Source organism: Aureimonas phyllosphaerae (assembly GCF_900113065.1).
Lineage (GTDB): Bacteria > Pseudomonadota > Alphaproteobacteria > Rhizobiales > Rhizobiaceae > Aureimonas > Aureimonas phyllosphaerae.
In genome coordinates this window covers 68423-83332 of sequence record NZ_FOOA01000006.1, presented here as the reverse complement: position 1 = coordinate 83332, position 14910 = coordinate 68423, and the positions used below count along the sequence as shown (strand labels likewise).

The following is a 14910-nucleotide window of genomic DNA, read 5'->3' as shown; positions in this document are numbered from 1 at the left end:
TATGTGACGCAGACGCCCCGCATCCCGAAGGCCGCCGCATGCCGATCCGCCAGCTCACCGAGACCCTGATCGACCAGATCGCCGCCGGCGAGGTAGTGGAGCGGCCGGCGAGCGTCGTGAAGGAGCTCGTCGAGAACGCTCTCGACGCCGGGGCGCGCCGCATCGAGATCGCGACGGCCGGCGGCGGCAAGAGCCTCATCCGCATCACCGACGACGGCTGCGGCATTCCGGAGGCCGAGCTGCCGCTCGCCGTCCGGCGCCACTGCACCTCCAAGATGGAGGGCGGCCTTCAGGGGATCGAGACGCTCGGCTTTCGCGGCGAGGCGCTGCCCTCGATCGGCTCGGTGGCGCGGCTGTCCCTCCGCTCGCGGGCGCGCGGCTCGGACGGTGCGCACGAGATCCTCGTCCATGGGGGACGGCAGGAGGGGCCGCGCCCCGCCGCGCTGTCGGCCGGCACGGTGATCGAGGTGCGCGACCTCTTCCACGCCGTGCCCGCACGCCTCAAGTTCCTGAAAAGCGACCGGGCGGAGTCGGCGGCGATCACCGAGGTCGTCCGGCGCATCGCCATCGCCTTTCCCGCCGTGCGCTTCGAGCTGACCGGCGAGGACCGCAGCCCTCTGGTCCTTCCGGCTGTCGACGAGGCGGCGGCGCTCCAGCGCATCGGCGAGATCGTTGGCGAGAACTTCTCCGACAACGCCTTCTCGCTCGACGCGGGGCGCGAGGGCGTCTTTCTCGCCGGTCATGCGGGCCTGCCGAGCTTTCATCGCGGCACGGCGCAGCACCAGTATGTCTACGTCAACGGGCGTCCGGTGCGCGACCGGCTGATCCTGTCGGCGATCCGCGGCGCCTATGCCGACGTCATGCCGCGCGACCGGCATCCGGTCTGCGTCCTCTTTCTGCAGGTCGATCCGCGCGACGTCGACGTCAACGTTCATCCGGCTAAGGCCGACGTGCGCTTCCGCGACCCCGGCCTCGTACGCGGGCTCGTCGTTGGCGCGATTCGGGCGGAGCTCGCGCGCCTGTCGCTTCGCGGCTCGACGGAGGGCACGGACGGGCTGATGGCGCGCTTTCGCGCCGGCGGCAGGGACGAGCCGGCGACCGCCCCCACGGATGCCGCCCATGCACCGCGACCGGCTTTCAGCTTTTCCGAACGGCCTGCCGCGCCCTATGATCCCGCCCGTTCCCCCTCGCGCCCGCTGGACGACCGCCCAGCCGATTTCGGCGGCTTCCAGCCCTCGGCCCGCACCGACCGCTTCGAGGAGGCGGCACCCGCCCCGATCCGGGCCGAGTTCCCGCTCGGCGCCGCGCGCGCCCAGATCGGGCGCGCCTTCATCGTCGCCGAAACCGAGGACAGCCTCGTCCTCATCGATCAGCACGCCGCCCACGAGCGCCTCGTCTACGAGGCACTGAAGGAGGCGATGCACGCCAAGGCCCTGCCCTCGCAGATGCTCCTGATCCCGGAAGTGGTCGATCTCACCGAGGCGGAGGTCGAGCGCCTCGTGGCGGAGGAGGCGGTGCTGCAGCGCTTCGGCCTCCATCTCGAGCGCTTCGGGCCGGGCGCCGTGATGGTGCGCGAGACGCCGGCGATCCTCGGCGAAGTGGATGCGCCGGCACTGGTGCGCGAGATCGCCGACGAACTGACGGAGACGGGCTCGGGCTCCGGGCTCGGCTCGCGCGTCGACCATGTCGCCGCCACCATGGCCTGCCACGGGTCGGTGCGCGCCGGGCGCCGCCTGCAGGCCTCGGAGATGAACGCGCTCCTGCGCCGCATGGAGGCGGTGCCGGCGTCGGCGACCTGCAACCACGGGCGCCCGACCTTCATCGAACTGAAGCTTGCCGACATCGAACGCCTGTTCGGGCGGCGTTGACACGGACGCCCGTTTGGCCCGAACAACGCCACAACAGCTTTCCGGAAGAAGACCTATCCCATGATGAACCGAATGGACGGCGGCGGCGAAGCGAAGCTGCGCTACGGAGACGGCGACTTCGAGGTGATCCGCCCCGGCGCCTTCGTGCGCTGCGCGGTGACCGGCGAGGCGATCGCGCTGGATCTCCTGAAATACTGGAGCGTCGAGCGCCAGGAGCCCTATGCCGACGCCGCGGCCTCCCTCAAGGCCGAGACGGGCGCGGCGGCCAAGGGCTGAACGGCGGGCGGACGCGCGCGGAACGCCGCCTCGGCCGCCAGAAGGATCGCCTCGGGCGCGGCCGGATCCTCGAAACGCAGCGCGACACGCAGAACCCGCGCGGCCTCGCCGAGCAAGCGCGCCTGCGGGCCGCCGGCCAGGAGCCGGACATGGTCCTTGGCCGTCGTCACCGGCACCAGGCCCTTGGCCTCGGCGTCCGACAGGATCGCGTGCGCCTCGGCTTCCGTGAAGGGGTGGTGGTCAGGAAAATCGCGCCGCGTCTCGACCTTGGCCCCCACCTCCTCCAGCGAGGCATGGAACTTTCCGGGGTTGGCGATGCCGGCAAAGGCGAGGCAGCGCACGCCGCGGAGCCCTGCCGCGTCGACCGTCGCAAGGCGCGCACGATGGACCGGCTTGCCGTCGGCGGCCGCACGGCGCGCCACGGCGTCGCCGGGCTCGCCCGCCCCGATCACGAGAAGCGCGTCGGCGTGCGGCCATTGGGCGCCCAGCGGCGCACGCAAGGGGCCGGCGGGAAAGGTGCGCCCGTTGCCGAGGCCGGTCGCCCCGTCGACCACGAGAAGCGCTAGGTCCGGCTGAAGCTGGGCGCTCTGGAAGCCGTCGTCCATCAGGAAGAGGTCGCAGCCGGCATGGCGCAGGAGAAGCGCGCCGGCCGCGCGGTCGGGCGAGGCGGCGGTCGGCGCGCGCTCCGCCAGAAGCAGGGCCTCGTCGCCGACGAGTGCCGCGCCGTGGCGGTCGGGCTCGACCAAAAGCGGCAGACGCGATGCGCCGCCATGGCCGCGCGTCAGGAAGCCGGGCGTCCGCCCGAGCGCCCGCGCGGCCTCCGCGAGCGCCATCGCCGTCGGCGTCTTGCCGCCGCCGCCCAGCGTGAAGTTGCCGATGCAGATGACTGGTGCCGCAGCCTGTCGGCGCGGCGCCTCCGCCATTCGGCGCGCGGCGACGCGCCCGTAGACGAAGGCTGCGGGCTCGAGGAGCGCCGCCTGCCAGCCGAACGGCTCGAACCAGAAGCGGGGCGCGCGCAAGGGGATCAACGCCGGTCTCCCCCGCGGTCCATCGAGACGGCGAGGCGCAGCGGCAGGAGATAGGGGTCGAGCGCGCCCAGCGTCCGGCGCAGCGCGCCGCCCATCTCCTCGACGCTCTCGCGCGCGGCGCTCGCCATGGCGCGCCGCGTCTCGGGATGGGCGAAGAGCTCGGCGACCGCCGCTTCGAGCGCCGGCGCGTCCGGCACGATGCGCGCGCCGCCGCGCTCGATCAGCCGGCCGTAGATATCGCGGAAGTTCTGCACGAGCCGTCCCGACAGGATCGCGGTGTTGAGGCGGGCGGCCTCGAGCGGGTTCTGGCCACCCTCGGAATGGATCGACTTGCCGATGAAGGCGATGTCGGTGAGGCGGAGATAGAAGCCCATGTCGCCGATCGTGTCGCCGAGCAGCACGTCGGCGGTCGGATCGGGCAGTTCGCCGCGGCTCCAGCGCGCGACGCTGAGGCCCCGCCCCGTCAGCATCCGGAACACGGCGTCGGCACGCTCGACATGGCGCGGCACGATCACGGTGAGAAGTCGCGGCCGGTCCTCGCGAAGGCGCAGATGGATGTCGGCGGCCATCGCCTCCTCGCCTTCGTGGGTCGACACGGCGGCCCAGACGGGCCGCAGGCCGATCATCCGGCGTGCCTCGTCGAGATCCTCGCGGTTCACCGGCGGGGCGGCGATGTCGGCCTTGAGGTTGCCGACCGTCGTCACCGCGCGCGCGCCGAGGAGATGATAGCGCTCGGCATCGACCTCGGACTGCGCGGCCACCAGCGCGAAGCTTTCCATGATGGATTCGGCGAGCCGCGGCGCGGCGCGCCAGCGCTGGAACGAGCGGTCCGACAGGCGGGCATTGACGAGAACCTGCGGCACGCGCCGGCGCGCGAGCTCGCCGAGCGTCACCGGCCAGATCTCGCTTTCGGCGACCAGCGCGAGATCGGGCTGCCAGTGGTCGAGGAAGCGCGCGACGCAGGGGCGAAGGTCGAGCGGCACGTATTGGTGGATCATGCCGGGCACCAGCCGCTCGGCGATCATGTTGGCCGAGGTCACGGTGCCGGTGGTGACGAGGACGCCGATGCCCTCACCGGCCAGCGTCTGGGCCAGCGGCATGATGGCCAAGCTCTCGCCGACGCTCGCCGCGTGCACCCAGACCAGCGGCCGGTCGTGCGGGCGGATCTCGGACGGGAAGCCGTAGCGTTCGCGCCGGCGCGGACGCTCCTCCTTGCCCTTGGACGCCCGCCAAGCGACGTAGGGGCCGATCACCGGATAGGCGAGCGAGCCGGCGACGCGGTAGGCGCCGAGCGCCCGTCGGGCCCAGAAGTCGCTCATGGCCGGTCTCCGTCGGCCAGGGCGAGGGCCTTCTCGTTGGCGGCCTCGATGGCGCGCGTGATGGCGGCGCGCAGGCGCTCCATCTCCTCCGGCCCCGCGTCGGGCGGCACGGTGATTGGATCGCCCATGACGACGGCGATGCGCCCGAACGGCAGGGGCAGCGTCGTCTTGTCCCAGCTGCGTTTCACGACATGACGCCGGCTGGTGACCGCCGCGCTCGGGATGATCGGGCGCCCCGACAGCTTGGCGAGCGTGACGATGCCGAGCCCCGCTTCGCGCGGCGTGCCCTTCGGCACGTCGGCGATCATGCAGACGCCGAAGCCCTCGCCCAAGCTGCGACGCAGCTGGATCAGCGCCCTCGCCCCACCCTTTTCGCGCACCGCCTCGCGCACGCGGCCACCAGACCCGCGCACCGTCCCGATGCCGAAGCGCTCCACCACGGCGGCGTTCATCTCGGCGTCGGCGCTGCGCGACAGGAGGGCGACATAGGGGAGTTCGATCGGCCGGAAGAAGGGAGCCAGGAGATGCTGCCCATGCCACAGGCCGACGATGGCGGGATGATGGCGGGTGAGGATGGCGCGGAAGTCGCTGGAGCCGGGCGCGGTGCGCTGGGCGAGGCGGATGAAGCGCAGCGCGCCGTGGATGACGCCGGCGCCGAGGCCGACGGCCGTGCGCGAGCGCAGCCAGGCCTTCGAGCGCCGCTGCAGGCGCACGCGCCAGCGCTTGCGCGGCGCCTTGCTCCCGCCCGAACCCGCGATCTCGTCCACGCGCGACGGCGCCCGGTCCGTCAGACCGTCTCGGGGTCGAGCAGGCGGTGAAGGTGGACGATGAAATAGCGCATCGAGGCGTTGTCCACGGTGGCCTGCGCCTTGCCGCGCCAGGCGGCGAGCGCCGAGGCGTAGTCGGGGAAGATGCCGACGACGTCGAGCGCCGACAGGTCGCGGAAATCGACGCCCTGGAGGGAGGAAAGCTCGCCGCCAAACACGAGATGGAGGCGCTGGCGGGGCTCGGCTTCGCTGACCATGAAACGGGATCCGATGTTGCGGGCGGGCCTGGGCGCCGCCGGGAGTTTCGTCAGGCCGCGAGAGCGGCGTAGGCGCGAAGGCGCTCCACGATATCCGGCGCGCCGGCGACCAGAACGCCATGCCTTCTGGGGACGGGATTGTAAAGGTGGGGCCCGGTGTCCAGCCCCGCGAGGACCCCGCCGGCCCGCTCCAGGATCAGGTCGGCGGCGGCGATGTCCCAGTCGTTGGCGCGCGCGCCGACCAGCGTCCCGTCGAGCCGGCCGCAGGCGACCATGGCGAGCCGCAGCGCCAGGGAGGGGATGTTGGGTGCGTAGTCGACAGGCCCTGCGGTTCGGCCCGCGATCTGCCGGCGCATCGGCTCGGGCATCGACAGGTGCAGCGTCTCCCCAGGCCCGCCGCTTGAGCGCACCGCGATCGCCGTGCCGTTCAGCTCGGCCGCGCCGTCCGCGGACGCGGCGAAGACCTCGCCGAGCGAGGGCGCGTCGAGGACACCCGCCACCGGCCGGCCGCCGGACACCACGGCGATCGACACGCACCAAGTCGGCTCGCCGCGCAGGAAAGCCCGCGTGCCGTCGATCGGGTCCACCACGAAGAAGCGCTCCTCGCCGCCGTCCGAGGGGCGCGCGGCGGTTTCCTCCGAGATCCAGCCGTAGCCGGGCCGGGCCGAAAGGAGGGCGGAACTGAGATAGGCGTCGACCGCGAGGTCGGCCTCGGAGACCGGGGATTGCCCCTTCCACCAGACGCGGGGGTCGCGGCGCCAGAAGCGCGCGGCGATCCGCCCGGCTTCCGCCGCGACCTCGCGCAGGAGGTCGAGATCGGCGAGGGCGTCGGTCACGCTCAGCGTCCCGCCACCGTCATCTCGCCGATCCGCAGCGTCGGCACCACGACCGAGAAGCGCTCGTCGCGATCGTCGGCCGGCTCGATGGCGGCAAGCATGTCGAGGAGGTTGCCGGCGACGGTGAACTCCGACACGGGACCGGCCAGACGGCCGTTCTCGATCAGGAAGCCGGACGCGCCGCGCGAATAGTCGCCGGTCACGAGATTGGCGCCGGAGCCGATCATCTCGGTGACGTAGATGCCCGAATGCGTGTCGGCGACGAGCGCCTCCGGCGACCGGGCGCCCGGCGTCAGCGTGACGTTGGTCGAGGAGGGCGAGACGCCGGACGACGAGCGCGAGGCGCGGCCGTTGGTCTGAAGCTTCAATTCGCGCGCCGTGGCGCTGTCGAGGATCCAGTGGCGCAGCACGCCGTCCTCGACGAGGGCGAGGCGTTCGCCCCCGACACCCTCGCCGTCGAACGGACGCGAGCCGGCGCGGCGCTGAAGGCGCGGCTCGTCCACGAGGTCGAGGCCGGGCGGCAGCACGCGCTCGCCCATGCGGTTCTTCAGGAAGCTCGTGCCGCGCGCGATCGCCGCGCCGTTGATCGCGCCGAGAAGGCTACCGATCAGCCCGCGCGAGACGCGCGGATCGAGCACGATCGGATAGCGGCCGGTCGCCACCTTCTGCGGGTTGACCCGGCGCACCGCCCGCTCGCCGGCGCGCCGGCCGATGGCCGTCGCGTCCTCGAGATCGGCCGCATGGATGCGTGAATCGAAGTCGTAGTCCCGCTCCATGCCGGTACCCTCGCCCGCCACCGCGCTGACTGAGCGCGAGAAGCCGGAGCGCTGGCGCGAGCCGGAAAAGCCGGTCGAGGTGACGAGCACGAGCCCGGTGACGCCGTAGCTCGCCGAGGCGCTGCCCGATTTCGTGACGCCCGGCACGCCGAGCGCGGCGTCCTCCATCTCGCGCGCCGTATCGATCAGCGCCTCGCTCGAGATCTCGGTCGGGTCGAAGAGGTCGAGGTCGGGCCGGTCGGGGGCAAGCAGCGCCGGGTCGGCAAGGCCGGCATAGGGGTCTTCTGGCGAGACGCGCGCCATGGCGACGGCGCGCTCAGCCAGGCGATCCATGTCGGCGCGAAGGTCGGCCGAGACGGTCGCGACCCGCCCGCCGACGAAGACGCGCAGCGACAGGTCGTCGCTCTCCGAGGATTCCAGCTCCTCCAGCTTGCCCATGCGCACCTGCGCGCCCTGCGAGCGCGAGCGCACCACGGCGGCATCCGCCGCATCCGCACCGGCCCGCCTCGCGGCCCCGATCAGGCGTACCCCGAGGTCTTCGAGCCGTCCGATGTCGTCATTCATGGGGAAACCGCCGAACCTTTTGCATCCGCACCATCTATTATGCCATTGGCTGCCTTCAAGCCGTCGTCAAGCCGCCGCGCCCGGCGCGCCCGCGCCGGTCATCCTCCGGAGCCGGCCATGGCAGAGACCGCACCGCTGTTTCTCGAGATCCTCCTGATCCTCGGCGGCGGCATCGTGGCCGGCACGCTGTTCAAGCGGATCGGGCTCGGCACCATCCTCGGCTATCTCTTCGCCGGCATCGTCATGGGGCCGATCCTTCGCCTCGTGCAGCACGGGCAGGACGAGATTCTGCATATCGGCGAGCTCGGCGTCGTGTTCCTCCTCTTCATCATCGGGCTGGAGCTGAAGCTCTCGCGCCTCTGGGCGCTGCGGCGGCAGATCTTCGGCCTCGGCCTCGCGCAGGTCGTGGTGACGGGCGGCATCCTGACGGCCGGTCTGTCGCTGATCCTGCCCGGCTGGAACGCGGCGGTCGTGATCGGTTTCGGCCTCGCCCTCTCGTCCACCGCCTTCGCGCTGCAGCTTCTAGAGGAATCGGGCGAGATTAACCTGCGTTTCGGCCAGACCTCGTTCTCGATCCTCCTGTTCCAGGATCTCGCGATCGTGCCGCTGCTCGCCATCCTGCCGGTGCTGGCGCCCGGCACCGACAGCACCGCCGCCTTCGACCCGTGGGCGATGGCGCGCTCGGTGGGCGCACTAGTGGCGCTCGTCGTGGTCGGCCGCTACCTGATCAACCCCCTGTTCCGGGTGCTGGCGAATTCCGGCGCGCGCGAGGTGATGATCGCGGCCGCACTCTTCGTGGTGCTGGCTTCGGCGCTCCTGATGGGCCTTGCGGGCTTTTCGATGGCGATGGGCGCCTTCATCGCAGGCGTCCTTCTGGCCGAGTCCTCCTATCGCCACGAGCTCGAAGCCAATATCGACCCATTCCGCGGCCTGCTGCTCGGCCTGTTCTTCATCGCCGTCGGCCTGACGCTCGATCTCACTGTCATCGCCGACTACGCCTGGATCGTGCTTCTGGGTGCTCCTGCGCTGATGGCGGCCAAGGCCGCGATCCTCTACCCGCTCTGCCGCCTGTTCGGCGAAAGCCACGCCGTGGCGCTGCGCACGTCGCTGGTGCTGCCGCAGGGCGGCGAGTTCGCCTTCGTCCTGTTCTCGGCGGCAACCGCCTCGGCGATCCTCGACGGGGCGACCGGATCGATCCTCGTCTCCATCGTGACGCTCTCCATGGCGCTGACGCCGCTCGCCGACCGGCTGGCGCGCCGCCTCGTGCCGGACGAGGAGCGGGCCGACGAGATGGTGGAGGACTTCTCCGGCGCCGAGCAGTCCGATGTCCTGATGATCGGCTTCTCGCGCTTCGGCCAGATGGCCGCGCAGGTCATGCTATCGAGCGGGCTGGAGATGACGATCATCGATTCCTCGGCCGAGCGCATCCGCGCCGCCGGCCGCTTCGGCTTCCGGATCTATTTCGGCTCGGGGCTCCGGCGCTCGGTGCTGGAGGCAGCGGGCATCCGGCAGGTCAAGATCGTCGCCGTCTGCACCAACAAGCCGGAGACCACCAACGCGATCGTCGACCTCATCCATTCGGAATTCCCGAACGTCGCGATCTTCGCGCGCTCCTACGACCGCAACCACTCGCTCTCGCTTCGCGAGCGGGGGGTGACGTTCGAGCTGCGCGAAACATTGGAATCAGCGCTGCGCTTCGGCGGCAAGACGCTTGAAGCGCTGGGGCTCGATCGCGAGGAGGCCGGCCGCATCGTCGAGGACGTGCGCCGGCGCGACGCCGAGCGCCTGGCGCTCCAGCAGGCCCGCACCGCCGGAACCGGCTTGACGGTGCTCGGCCGCGGCCGCGTGTCGCCCGAGCCCCTCACCAAGCCGAAGGGTGACGGCGCGCGGGTGCGCCAGCCGCGGGGCGCGGCGCCCGCCCATCTCGCCAACTCGAGCGAGAGCCGACCAACCTGAAGGCCGGCCGGCTCGGTCTTCGTCAAGCCGTCAGGCGCGGCTCAGTGCGCCTTCTTCTTGTGAACCTCGCTCTCGCTCTTCAGCGCCTTCGAGCCGGTCTTGGCCTTCACCAGGACGGCGGGCTCGTCCTTCGACGCGTTGCGCGTGATCTCCTTGCCCTTGATCGTCTTCGTCACCTTCTTGGTGAAGCGCGCCTCGACCTTCCCCTCGGCCTTGCCCTTGCCGTAGGACCACTCGACCGTGTCACCCTTGGAAACCGTGCTCATCGCAAGCTCTCGCTGATCCGTTTCGATGGGTGGGCAAGTCGCGAGCCGGCCGTCGCGTTCCCTCCTGCGAGCGGTCGTCCACCGACATTCGGTCGCACCCAACGAGGCAGGAACCGCGCTTCGCCACGCCGCGTTCCCGACGGCTGATCCGCCACGTGAACCCCGCCCCCATGAACAAGCGCCTCGACTTCCACGCCGAACGGTTCGGCCTCACCATCGTCGATCCCGCCGACTTCGGCGTCGAGATCCATCCGCACGGGCGCGGGCAGCGCATCTGCTTCACCAATGGCGAGACGATCACCGACAAGACGCTGAAGGCGCGGATCAAGAAGCTGGTGCTGCCGCCGGCCTGGCGCGACGTGAAGATCTGCGTCGAGGAGAACGGCCATATCCAGGCGACCGGGCGCGACGAGAAGGGGCGCCTGCAGTACCGCTACCACGACGACTGGGTGAACGTGCGCAACGCGGTCAAGACCGAGCGGCTCCTGCGCTTCGGCCGGGCGCTGCCGAAGCTGCGAAAGCGCATCGCCCGCGACCTGAAACGCCAGGGCACCGACCGGCGCGGCACGGCGGCGGTGGCCGCGCGCCTCATCGATGTCGCCGCCATGCGCCCCGGCCACGAGAAATACGCCAAGGACGGCGGTCGCGGCGTCGCCTCGCTGCGCCGCGAGAACCTGAAGATCGCCAAGAAGCGTGCCGTACTGCGCTTCGTCGGCAAATCCAACAAGGCGCATGTCATCGAGATCGCCGAACCGGCGCTGGTGCGCTCGCTCGACCGGATGCGCCGCGAGCGCGGCGCCAAGCGCCTCTTCCGCTTCCGCGAGAAGGGCGCGACGGCGGCCAAGGACCTGACGGCCACCCTCCTCAACGAATACCTGCGCGACTCGTCGGGCAAGAAAGTCTCGGCCAAGGACTTCCGCACCTTCCACGGCTCGGCCGAGGCGCTGCGCTTCCTTCTGGAGGAGGTGACGCCGGAGAAGGCGGACACGGCGCCCAAGCGCAAGCGGGCGGTGGCCAAAGCCATGAAGTCGGTGTCGGAACTCCTGCGCAACACGCCGACCGTGGCGCGCGCCTCCTACGTTCACCCCGAGATCGTCGCGGCCTTCGAGGAGGAGCGCCTGCCGGCGGACCTGATGAAGGGGCGGGTGCGCGAGGGGCTGACGCGGGTCGAGACCGGCCTCATGCGCTTTCTGGAAGAGGCGGCGACGCAGTAGCGCCCCGGACGTCGAGGAGGTCGCCGAGCCGGCGCTTCACCTCCTCGCGCACGCCGCGCGTCTCGTGAAGGATCGTGCGCGCGCGCAGGAAATCGAGCACCCGGTACGGCGAGACCGGCGGCTGCACGAGGATGTCGGGCGCGGTGCAGGCGAGCTTTGCCCGGATCACCGCCGACATCATCAGCTGCGAGGCCCCGAACATCGCCTCGACCGGCGTCGGCAGCGGCAGCACCCCGCGCTCCGGCGCGCCGGTGACGTCGCAGGCAACGACATGGGTCACCGAACCACCGAAGACGTCGAACGGCAGGGGATTGGTGATGCCGCCGTCGACCAGCACCAAGTCGTCGCGCCGCACCGGCCGGAACAGCGCCGGGAGCGCCGCCGAGGCGGCGAGCGCGCTGACGAGGTCGCCCGCCTCGATGGCGCATTCGAGCCCGCCGTAGAAATCCGTCGCCATCACGGTCAGCGGGATGGCGAGCCCGTCGAAGCCAATGGGCAGCCCGAGCGGCAGGAAGGCGCCGACGACCCGCTCGGCATTGAGCTGGCCGAGACGAAAGCCCCCCTCGGCCCGGAATTCGGCGAGCGTCGGCGGCCGGGTGCGCCAGAGCGTGCCGAAGACGTGCCGGCGCGTGGCGAGCACCGCAAGGACGTGGTCCTCGATCGCGGCGGCCGAGAAGCCGCTCGCAGCCGCCGCCCCGACGATCGCGCCGATCGAGGCGCCGGCGATACGGCTCGGGGAAAGGCCGAGGTCCTCGAAGGCGGCGAGCACATGGAGATGGGCGAGCCCGCGCGCCCCGCCCCCGCCGAGCGCCAGACCGATCCGGGTCTCGGACGCGGATCGGCCGCCCACGAGGGACGGCCGCTCGGTATCGGAGACGGTCACGCCGCGGCTCAGGCGTCGGCCGGGCCGACCGTGATGATCGTCGGATCGACCGACAGGAGCCGCTTGGCCTCGGCCTTCACCTGGTCCAGCGTCACCGCGTCGATCAGGCCCTGGCGCCGCTCGATATAGTCGGTGCCGAGATCGTCGAGCTGGATGCCGACCAGCGTCGAGGCGATCGAGAGCGACGACGACAGGTTCTGGACGGCGTAGGAGCCCTTCACGAAAGCCTTGGCGCGGTCGAGCTCTTCCTGGCTCGGGCCCTCGTCGGCGAGGCGCTTCAGCTCGGCCCGGATGATCGCGATGCTCTCCTGCGCCTTGTCGGCGCGGGTGGCGGTGGAGCCCGCCAGCATCGCGGCATGGTCGTAGTTGGTGAGATACGAGCCCGCGCCGTAGGCAAGGCCGCGCTTCTCGCGGATCTCCTTGTAGAGGCGCGAATCGAACGTGCCGCCCCCGAGGATGTGGTTGGCGAGATAGGCGGCGAAGAACTCCGGCGCATCGCGCTTCACACCCGGCAGCGCGAACTGGATCTGCGTCTGCGGCAGGTTGAGCGCGACGTTGTCCTGCTTGCCGGTCACCGGCTGGATGTCGGCGACCGGGACGAGGTCTGCCTTCTCGCGCAGCGGCAGGAAGATTTCGTCGAGGCGCCTCTTCAGCGTCGCCTCGTCGATCGCCCCGACGACGCCGACGACGAGGTTGTCGCGGCCGAACGTCTTCTGGCGGAAGGCCCGCAGGTCGTCGGCGGTCACGGTCTTCAGCGTGTCCACCGTGCCTTCCGAGGGGCGCGCATAGGGATGGCCGGGGAAGACGGTCGAGCGGAAGGCCTTGGCCGCCAGCGTGCCGGGATCCTGCTCGTTGGCCACGATGCCGGCGAGAAGCTGGCCGCGGATGCGCTCGACGGGCTCCTGATCGAAGCGCGGCTCGTTGACCGCAAGGCGCAGAAGGTCGAAGGCCGCGTCCTCGTTCTCGACGATGGTGCGGAAGTTGCCGGAGAAGTTGTCGTAGCTCGAATCGAACGAAAGCGAGACGCCGAGTTCATCGAGCTTGGCCTGGAACGCCGCGCTGTCGATGTCGCCCGCGCCCTCGTCGAGGAGACCGGACAGGAGGTTCGCCGTGCCCTCCTTGCCGGGCGCGTCCTGCGTCGAGCCCGCGCCCTTGAAGGCGAAGCGCATGGCGATCAACGGGTTGGTATAGTCCTCAACGAGGAGGGCGTGGATGCCGCCGGGGCTCGTCACCTCCTTGATCTCGACGGCCTGGGCCAGCGAGACGAGGCTGCAGGACAGGCCGGCGACCAGGCCGAACACGGCGGTGGCGCGGCGGAAAGGCTTGAAAAGCGCGTTCATGGCTGGGGATCCGTCGTCGCGAAGGGTCAGGAGCGGGTGTCGCCGGGGACCGGCGCGCCGTCGGTGGGGGCCACCGCGCCGGCCGCCTCGGGCGATCCGGCAGGGGCCTTCGCCTCGGCGCTGGTCTCGGCATCCGCCGGCAGAAGGTAGCCGGTGACCGAGCGCTTCGGCTGGAGATAGGCCTTGGCGGCCGCGTTCACCTGATCGACCGTCACCGCCTCGATGCGGTCCGGCCAGCTCTCGACCTTCTCGATCGTGCCGCCGGTGGAGAGCGCTGCGCCATAGCGCCGCGCCATCGAGGTCTGGTTGTCGCGCTGGTAGATCAGCGCCTTGCGCACGCGGTTCTTGGCAGCCTCGAGCTCGGCCGCCGTCACGCCGTCGCGGGCGATCTTCTCGACTTCCGCATTCACCGCCTTCTCGACCTGATCGAGCGTGGCGTCCCCTCGCGGCGTGCCGTAGGTCATGAACTGGCCGTCGTCGAGCGCGGTGCCCTGGTAGTAGGAACCCGTGCCGGCCGCGATTCCCTGGTCGACCACCAGCGCGCGGTAGAGGCGGCTCGTCGTGCCGCCGCCGAGAATGTCGGCGAGGAGATCGAGCGCTTCGGACTCGCCGGGCTTGGCGTTGTTGTCGGATGGCACGAGGTAGGTCGTCTGAACGCTCGGCTGGGTGACGCGCGCGTCGCGCAAGGTGACGCTGCGCGCGGCCAGCGGCTCGGGCTCCTGCGGGCGCTGGCGCACGCCGGGATCGGCGCGGCGCGGCACCTTGCCGAAGGTCTCCTCGGCATAGGCCTTCACCTGATCGAGCGTCACGTCGCCGGCGATCAGGAGGGTCGCGTTGTTCGGCGTATAGAAGCGGTCGTAGAAGGCGATGGCGTCCTGCCTCGACAGCTTCTCCATCTCGTTGCGCCAGCCGATCACCGGCGTGCCGTAGGGGTGGTTCTGGAAGAGCGCGGCGTCGACGGCCTCCGAAAGCTGGGCGCCCGGCTCGTTGTCGATCCGCATGCGGCGCTCTTCGAGGATCACGTCGCGCTCGGGCAGCACCACCTCGTCGGTGAGGACGAGGTTCTCCATCCGGTCGGCTTCGAAGCCCATCATCTCCTTCAGGGCCTCGACCGGCACCTGCTGGTAGTAGGCGGTGTAGTCGTAGGAGGTGAAGGCGTTCTCCTCGCCGCCGATCGCGGCAACCGCAGCCGAGAACTCGCCCTGCTTGTGGGTCTTCGTGCCCTTGAACATCAGGTGCTCGAGGAAGTGGGCGATGCCCGACACGCCTTTCGGCTCGTCGGCGGAGCCGACCTTGTACCAGATCATCTGGGTGGCGATCGGCGCGCGGTGGTCGGGCAGCACCACGACCTGCAGCCCGTTGTCGAGCGTGAAGCTCTCGATCGCCGGGCGCATCGCCTCGGCCTTGGCGGCGGCCGCCTCGCCGGCGGGGCTCGCCGCTGTCGCGGGCGCGGGGGCGGGCGCCGGCTGCGTGCCTTGCGCGAAGACCGGGGTCGACAGCGCGATCGCCAGTGCGATCGCGGATACGCCGGCACGTCGGATCGGGAAGCTCATCGAGGCG

At 71.0% G+C, this 14910-nt stretch carries 14 protein-coding genes; 4 read left to right on the top strand and 10 right to left on the bottom strand.

Annotation, left to right across the window (positions count from 1 at the left end; all coding sequences use genetic code 11):
* Positions 1–38 precede the first annotated feature (38 nt).
* A complete protein-coding gene (gene mutL, locus BM175_RS09800; protein ID WP_090962527.1) occupies positions 39–1868 on the top strand; it encodes a DNA mismatch repair endonuclease MutL in 1830 nt (609 codons plus the stop codon).
* A 60-nt stretch (positions 1869–1928) separates the two neighbouring features.
* Positions 1929–2144 (top strand): DUF2093 domain-containing protein, encoded by a 216-nt coding sequence (locus tag BM175_RS09795; protein ID WP_090962524.1) that lies wholly within the window; start codon positions 1929–1931, stop codon positions 2142–2144.
* Here BM175_RS09795 and lpxK read toward each other — a convergent pair.
* The 6 genes from lpxK to BM175_RS09765 are packed head-to-tail and all read right to left on the bottom strand — an operon-like array spanning position 2087 to position 7691.
* The gene (gene lpxK, locus BM175_RS09790) at positions 2087–3172 is read right to left on the bottom strand and encodes a tetraacyldisaccharide 4'-kinase (RefSeq protein WP_210284078.1); all 1086 of its coding nucleotides are present in this window, start codon (positions 3170–3172) and stop codon (positions 2087–2089) included. The genes BM175_RS09795 and lpxK overlap by 58 nt on opposite strands.
* Positions 3169–4491, bottom strand: coding sequence for a 3-deoxy-D-manno-octulosonic acid transferase (locus BM175_RS09785; RefSeq protein WP_090962520.1), 1323 nt, complete (start codon positions 4489–4491; stop codon positions 3169–3171). The genes lpxK and BM175_RS09785 overlap by 4 nt, the downstream gene beginning before the upstream one ends.
* Positions 4488–5258 (bottom strand): lysophospholipid acyltransferase family protein, encoded by a 771-nt coding sequence (locus BM175_RS09780; protein WP_090962517.1) that lies wholly within the window; start codon positions 5256–5258, stop codon positions 4488–4490. Before BM175_RS09780 ends, BM175_RS09785 begins: the two co-directional genes overlap by 4 nt.
* Positions 5259–5278: 20 nt before the next feature.
* The gene (locus BM175_RS09775) at positions 5279–5515 is read right to left on the bottom strand and encodes a DUF4170 domain-containing protein (RefSeq protein WP_055890567.1); all 237 of its coding nucleotides are present in this window, start codon (positions 5513–5515) and stop codon (positions 5279–5281) included.
* A 50-nt stretch (positions 5516–5565) separates the two neighbouring features.
* Positions 5566–6351 carry a 3'(2'),5'-bisphosphate nucleotidase CysQ gene (locus BM175_RS09770; protein ID WP_090962514.1) on the bottom strand — a complete coding sequence of 262 codons (786 nt, stop codon included), beginning with the start codon at positions 6349–6351 and terminating at the stop codon, positions 5566–5568.
* A gap of 2 nt (positions 6352–6353) precedes the next feature.
* Positions 6354–7691: a TldD/PmbA family protein gene (locus BM175_RS09765; RefSeq protein WP_090962511.1), complete on the bottom strand. Its 1338-nt coding sequence runs from the start codon at positions 7689–7691 to the stop codon at positions 6354–6356.
* A gap of 117 nt (positions 7692–7808) precedes the next feature.
* Here BM175_RS09765 and BM175_RS09760 point away from each other — a divergent pair, with 117 nt between their 5' ends.
* Positions 7809–9647, top strand: coding sequence for a monovalent cation:proton antiporter-2 (CPA2) family protein (locus tag BM175_RS09760; protein ID WP_090962509.1), 1839 nt, complete (start codon positions 7809–7811; stop codon positions 9645–9647).
* Between the two features lie 41 nt (positions 9648–9688).
* On the opposite strand, the gene BM175_RS09755 is transcribed toward BM175_RS09760, so the two are convergent.
* Positions 9689–9913: a hypervirulence associated TUDOR domain-containing protein gene (locus tag BM175_RS09755; RefSeq protein WP_090962506.1), complete on the bottom strand. Its 225-nt coding sequence runs from the start codon at positions 9911–9913 to the stop codon at positions 9689–9691.
* Between the two features lie 170 nt (positions 9914–10083).
* Here BM175_RS09755 and BM175_RS09750 point away from each other — a divergent pair, with 170 nt between their 5' ends.
* The gene (locus tag BM175_RS09750) at positions 10084–11127 is read left to right on the top strand and encodes a DNA topoisomerase IB (protein WP_090962503.1); all 1044 of its coding nucleotides are present in this window, start codon (positions 10084–10086) and stop codon (positions 11125–11127) included.
* On the opposite strand, the gene BM175_RS09745 is transcribed toward BM175_RS09750, so the two are convergent.
* Genes BM175_RS09745 through BM175_RS09735 form a run of 3 tightly spaced genes read right to left on the bottom strand, consistent with a single transcriptional unit; the run spans position 11093 to position 14903 of the window.
* Complete coding sequence (locus tag BM175_RS09745; RefSeq protein ID WP_244545949.1) at positions 11093–12010, bottom strand: patatin-like phospholipase family protein; 918 nt, start codon at positions 12008–12010, stop codon at positions 11093–11095. The two genes, BM175_RS09750 and BM175_RS09745, sit on opposite strands and share 35 nt — an antisense overlap.
* Before the next feature lie 8 nt (positions 12011–12018).
* Complete coding sequence (locus BM175_RS09740) at positions 12019–13350, bottom strand: M16 family metallopeptidase (protein ID WP_090962500.1); 1332 nt, start codon at positions 13348–13350, stop codon at positions 12019–12021.
* A gap of 26 nt (positions 13351–13376) precedes the next feature.
* Entirely contained in the window at positions 13377–14903 is a 1527-nt protein-coding gene (locus tag BM175_RS09735) for a M16 family metallopeptidase (RefSeq protein WP_090962498.1), read from the bottom strand.
* Positions 14904–14910: the final 7 nt, after the last annotated feature.

Coding starts and splice junctions, on each gene's coding strand:
- mutL (WP_090962527.1), top strand. CDS start 39: ATGCCGATCCGCCAGCTCACCGAGACCCTGATCGACCAGATCGCCGCC.
- BM175_RS09795 (WP_090962524.1), top strand. CDS start 1,929: ATGATGAACCGAATGGACGGCGGCGGCGAAGCGAAGCTGCGCTACGGA.
- BM175_RS09785 (WP_090962520.1), bottom strand. CDS start 4,491: ATGAGCGACTTCTGGGCCCGACGGGCGCTCGGCGCCTACCGCGTCGCC.
- BM175_RS09775 (WP_055890567.1), bottom strand. CDS start 5,515: ATGGTCAGCGAAGCCGAGCCCCGCCAGCGCCTCCATCTCGTGTTTGGC.
- BM175_RS09765 (WP_090962511.1), bottom strand. CDS start 7,691: ATGAATGACGACATCGGACGGCTCGAAGACCTCGGGGTACGCCTGATC.
- BM175_RS09760 (WP_090962509.1), top strand. CDS start 7,809: ATGGCAGAGACCGCACCGCTGTTTCTCGAGATCCTCCTGATCCTCGGC.
- BM175_RS09755 (WP_090962506.1), bottom strand. CDS start 9,913: ATGAGCACGGTTTCCAAGGGTGACACGGTCGAGTGGTCCTACGGCAAG.
- BM175_RS09750 (WP_090962503.1), top strand. CDS start 10,084: ATGAACAAGCGCCTCGACTTCCACGCCGAACGGTTCGGCCTCACCATC.
- BM175_RS09740 (WP_090962500.1), bottom strand. CDS start 13,350: ATGAACGCGCTTTTCAAGCCTTTCCGCCGCGCCACCGCCGTGTTCGGC.
- BM175_RS09735 (WP_090962498.1), bottom strand. CDS start 14,903: ATGAGCTTCCCGATCCGACGTGCCGGCGTATCCGCGATCGCACTGGCG.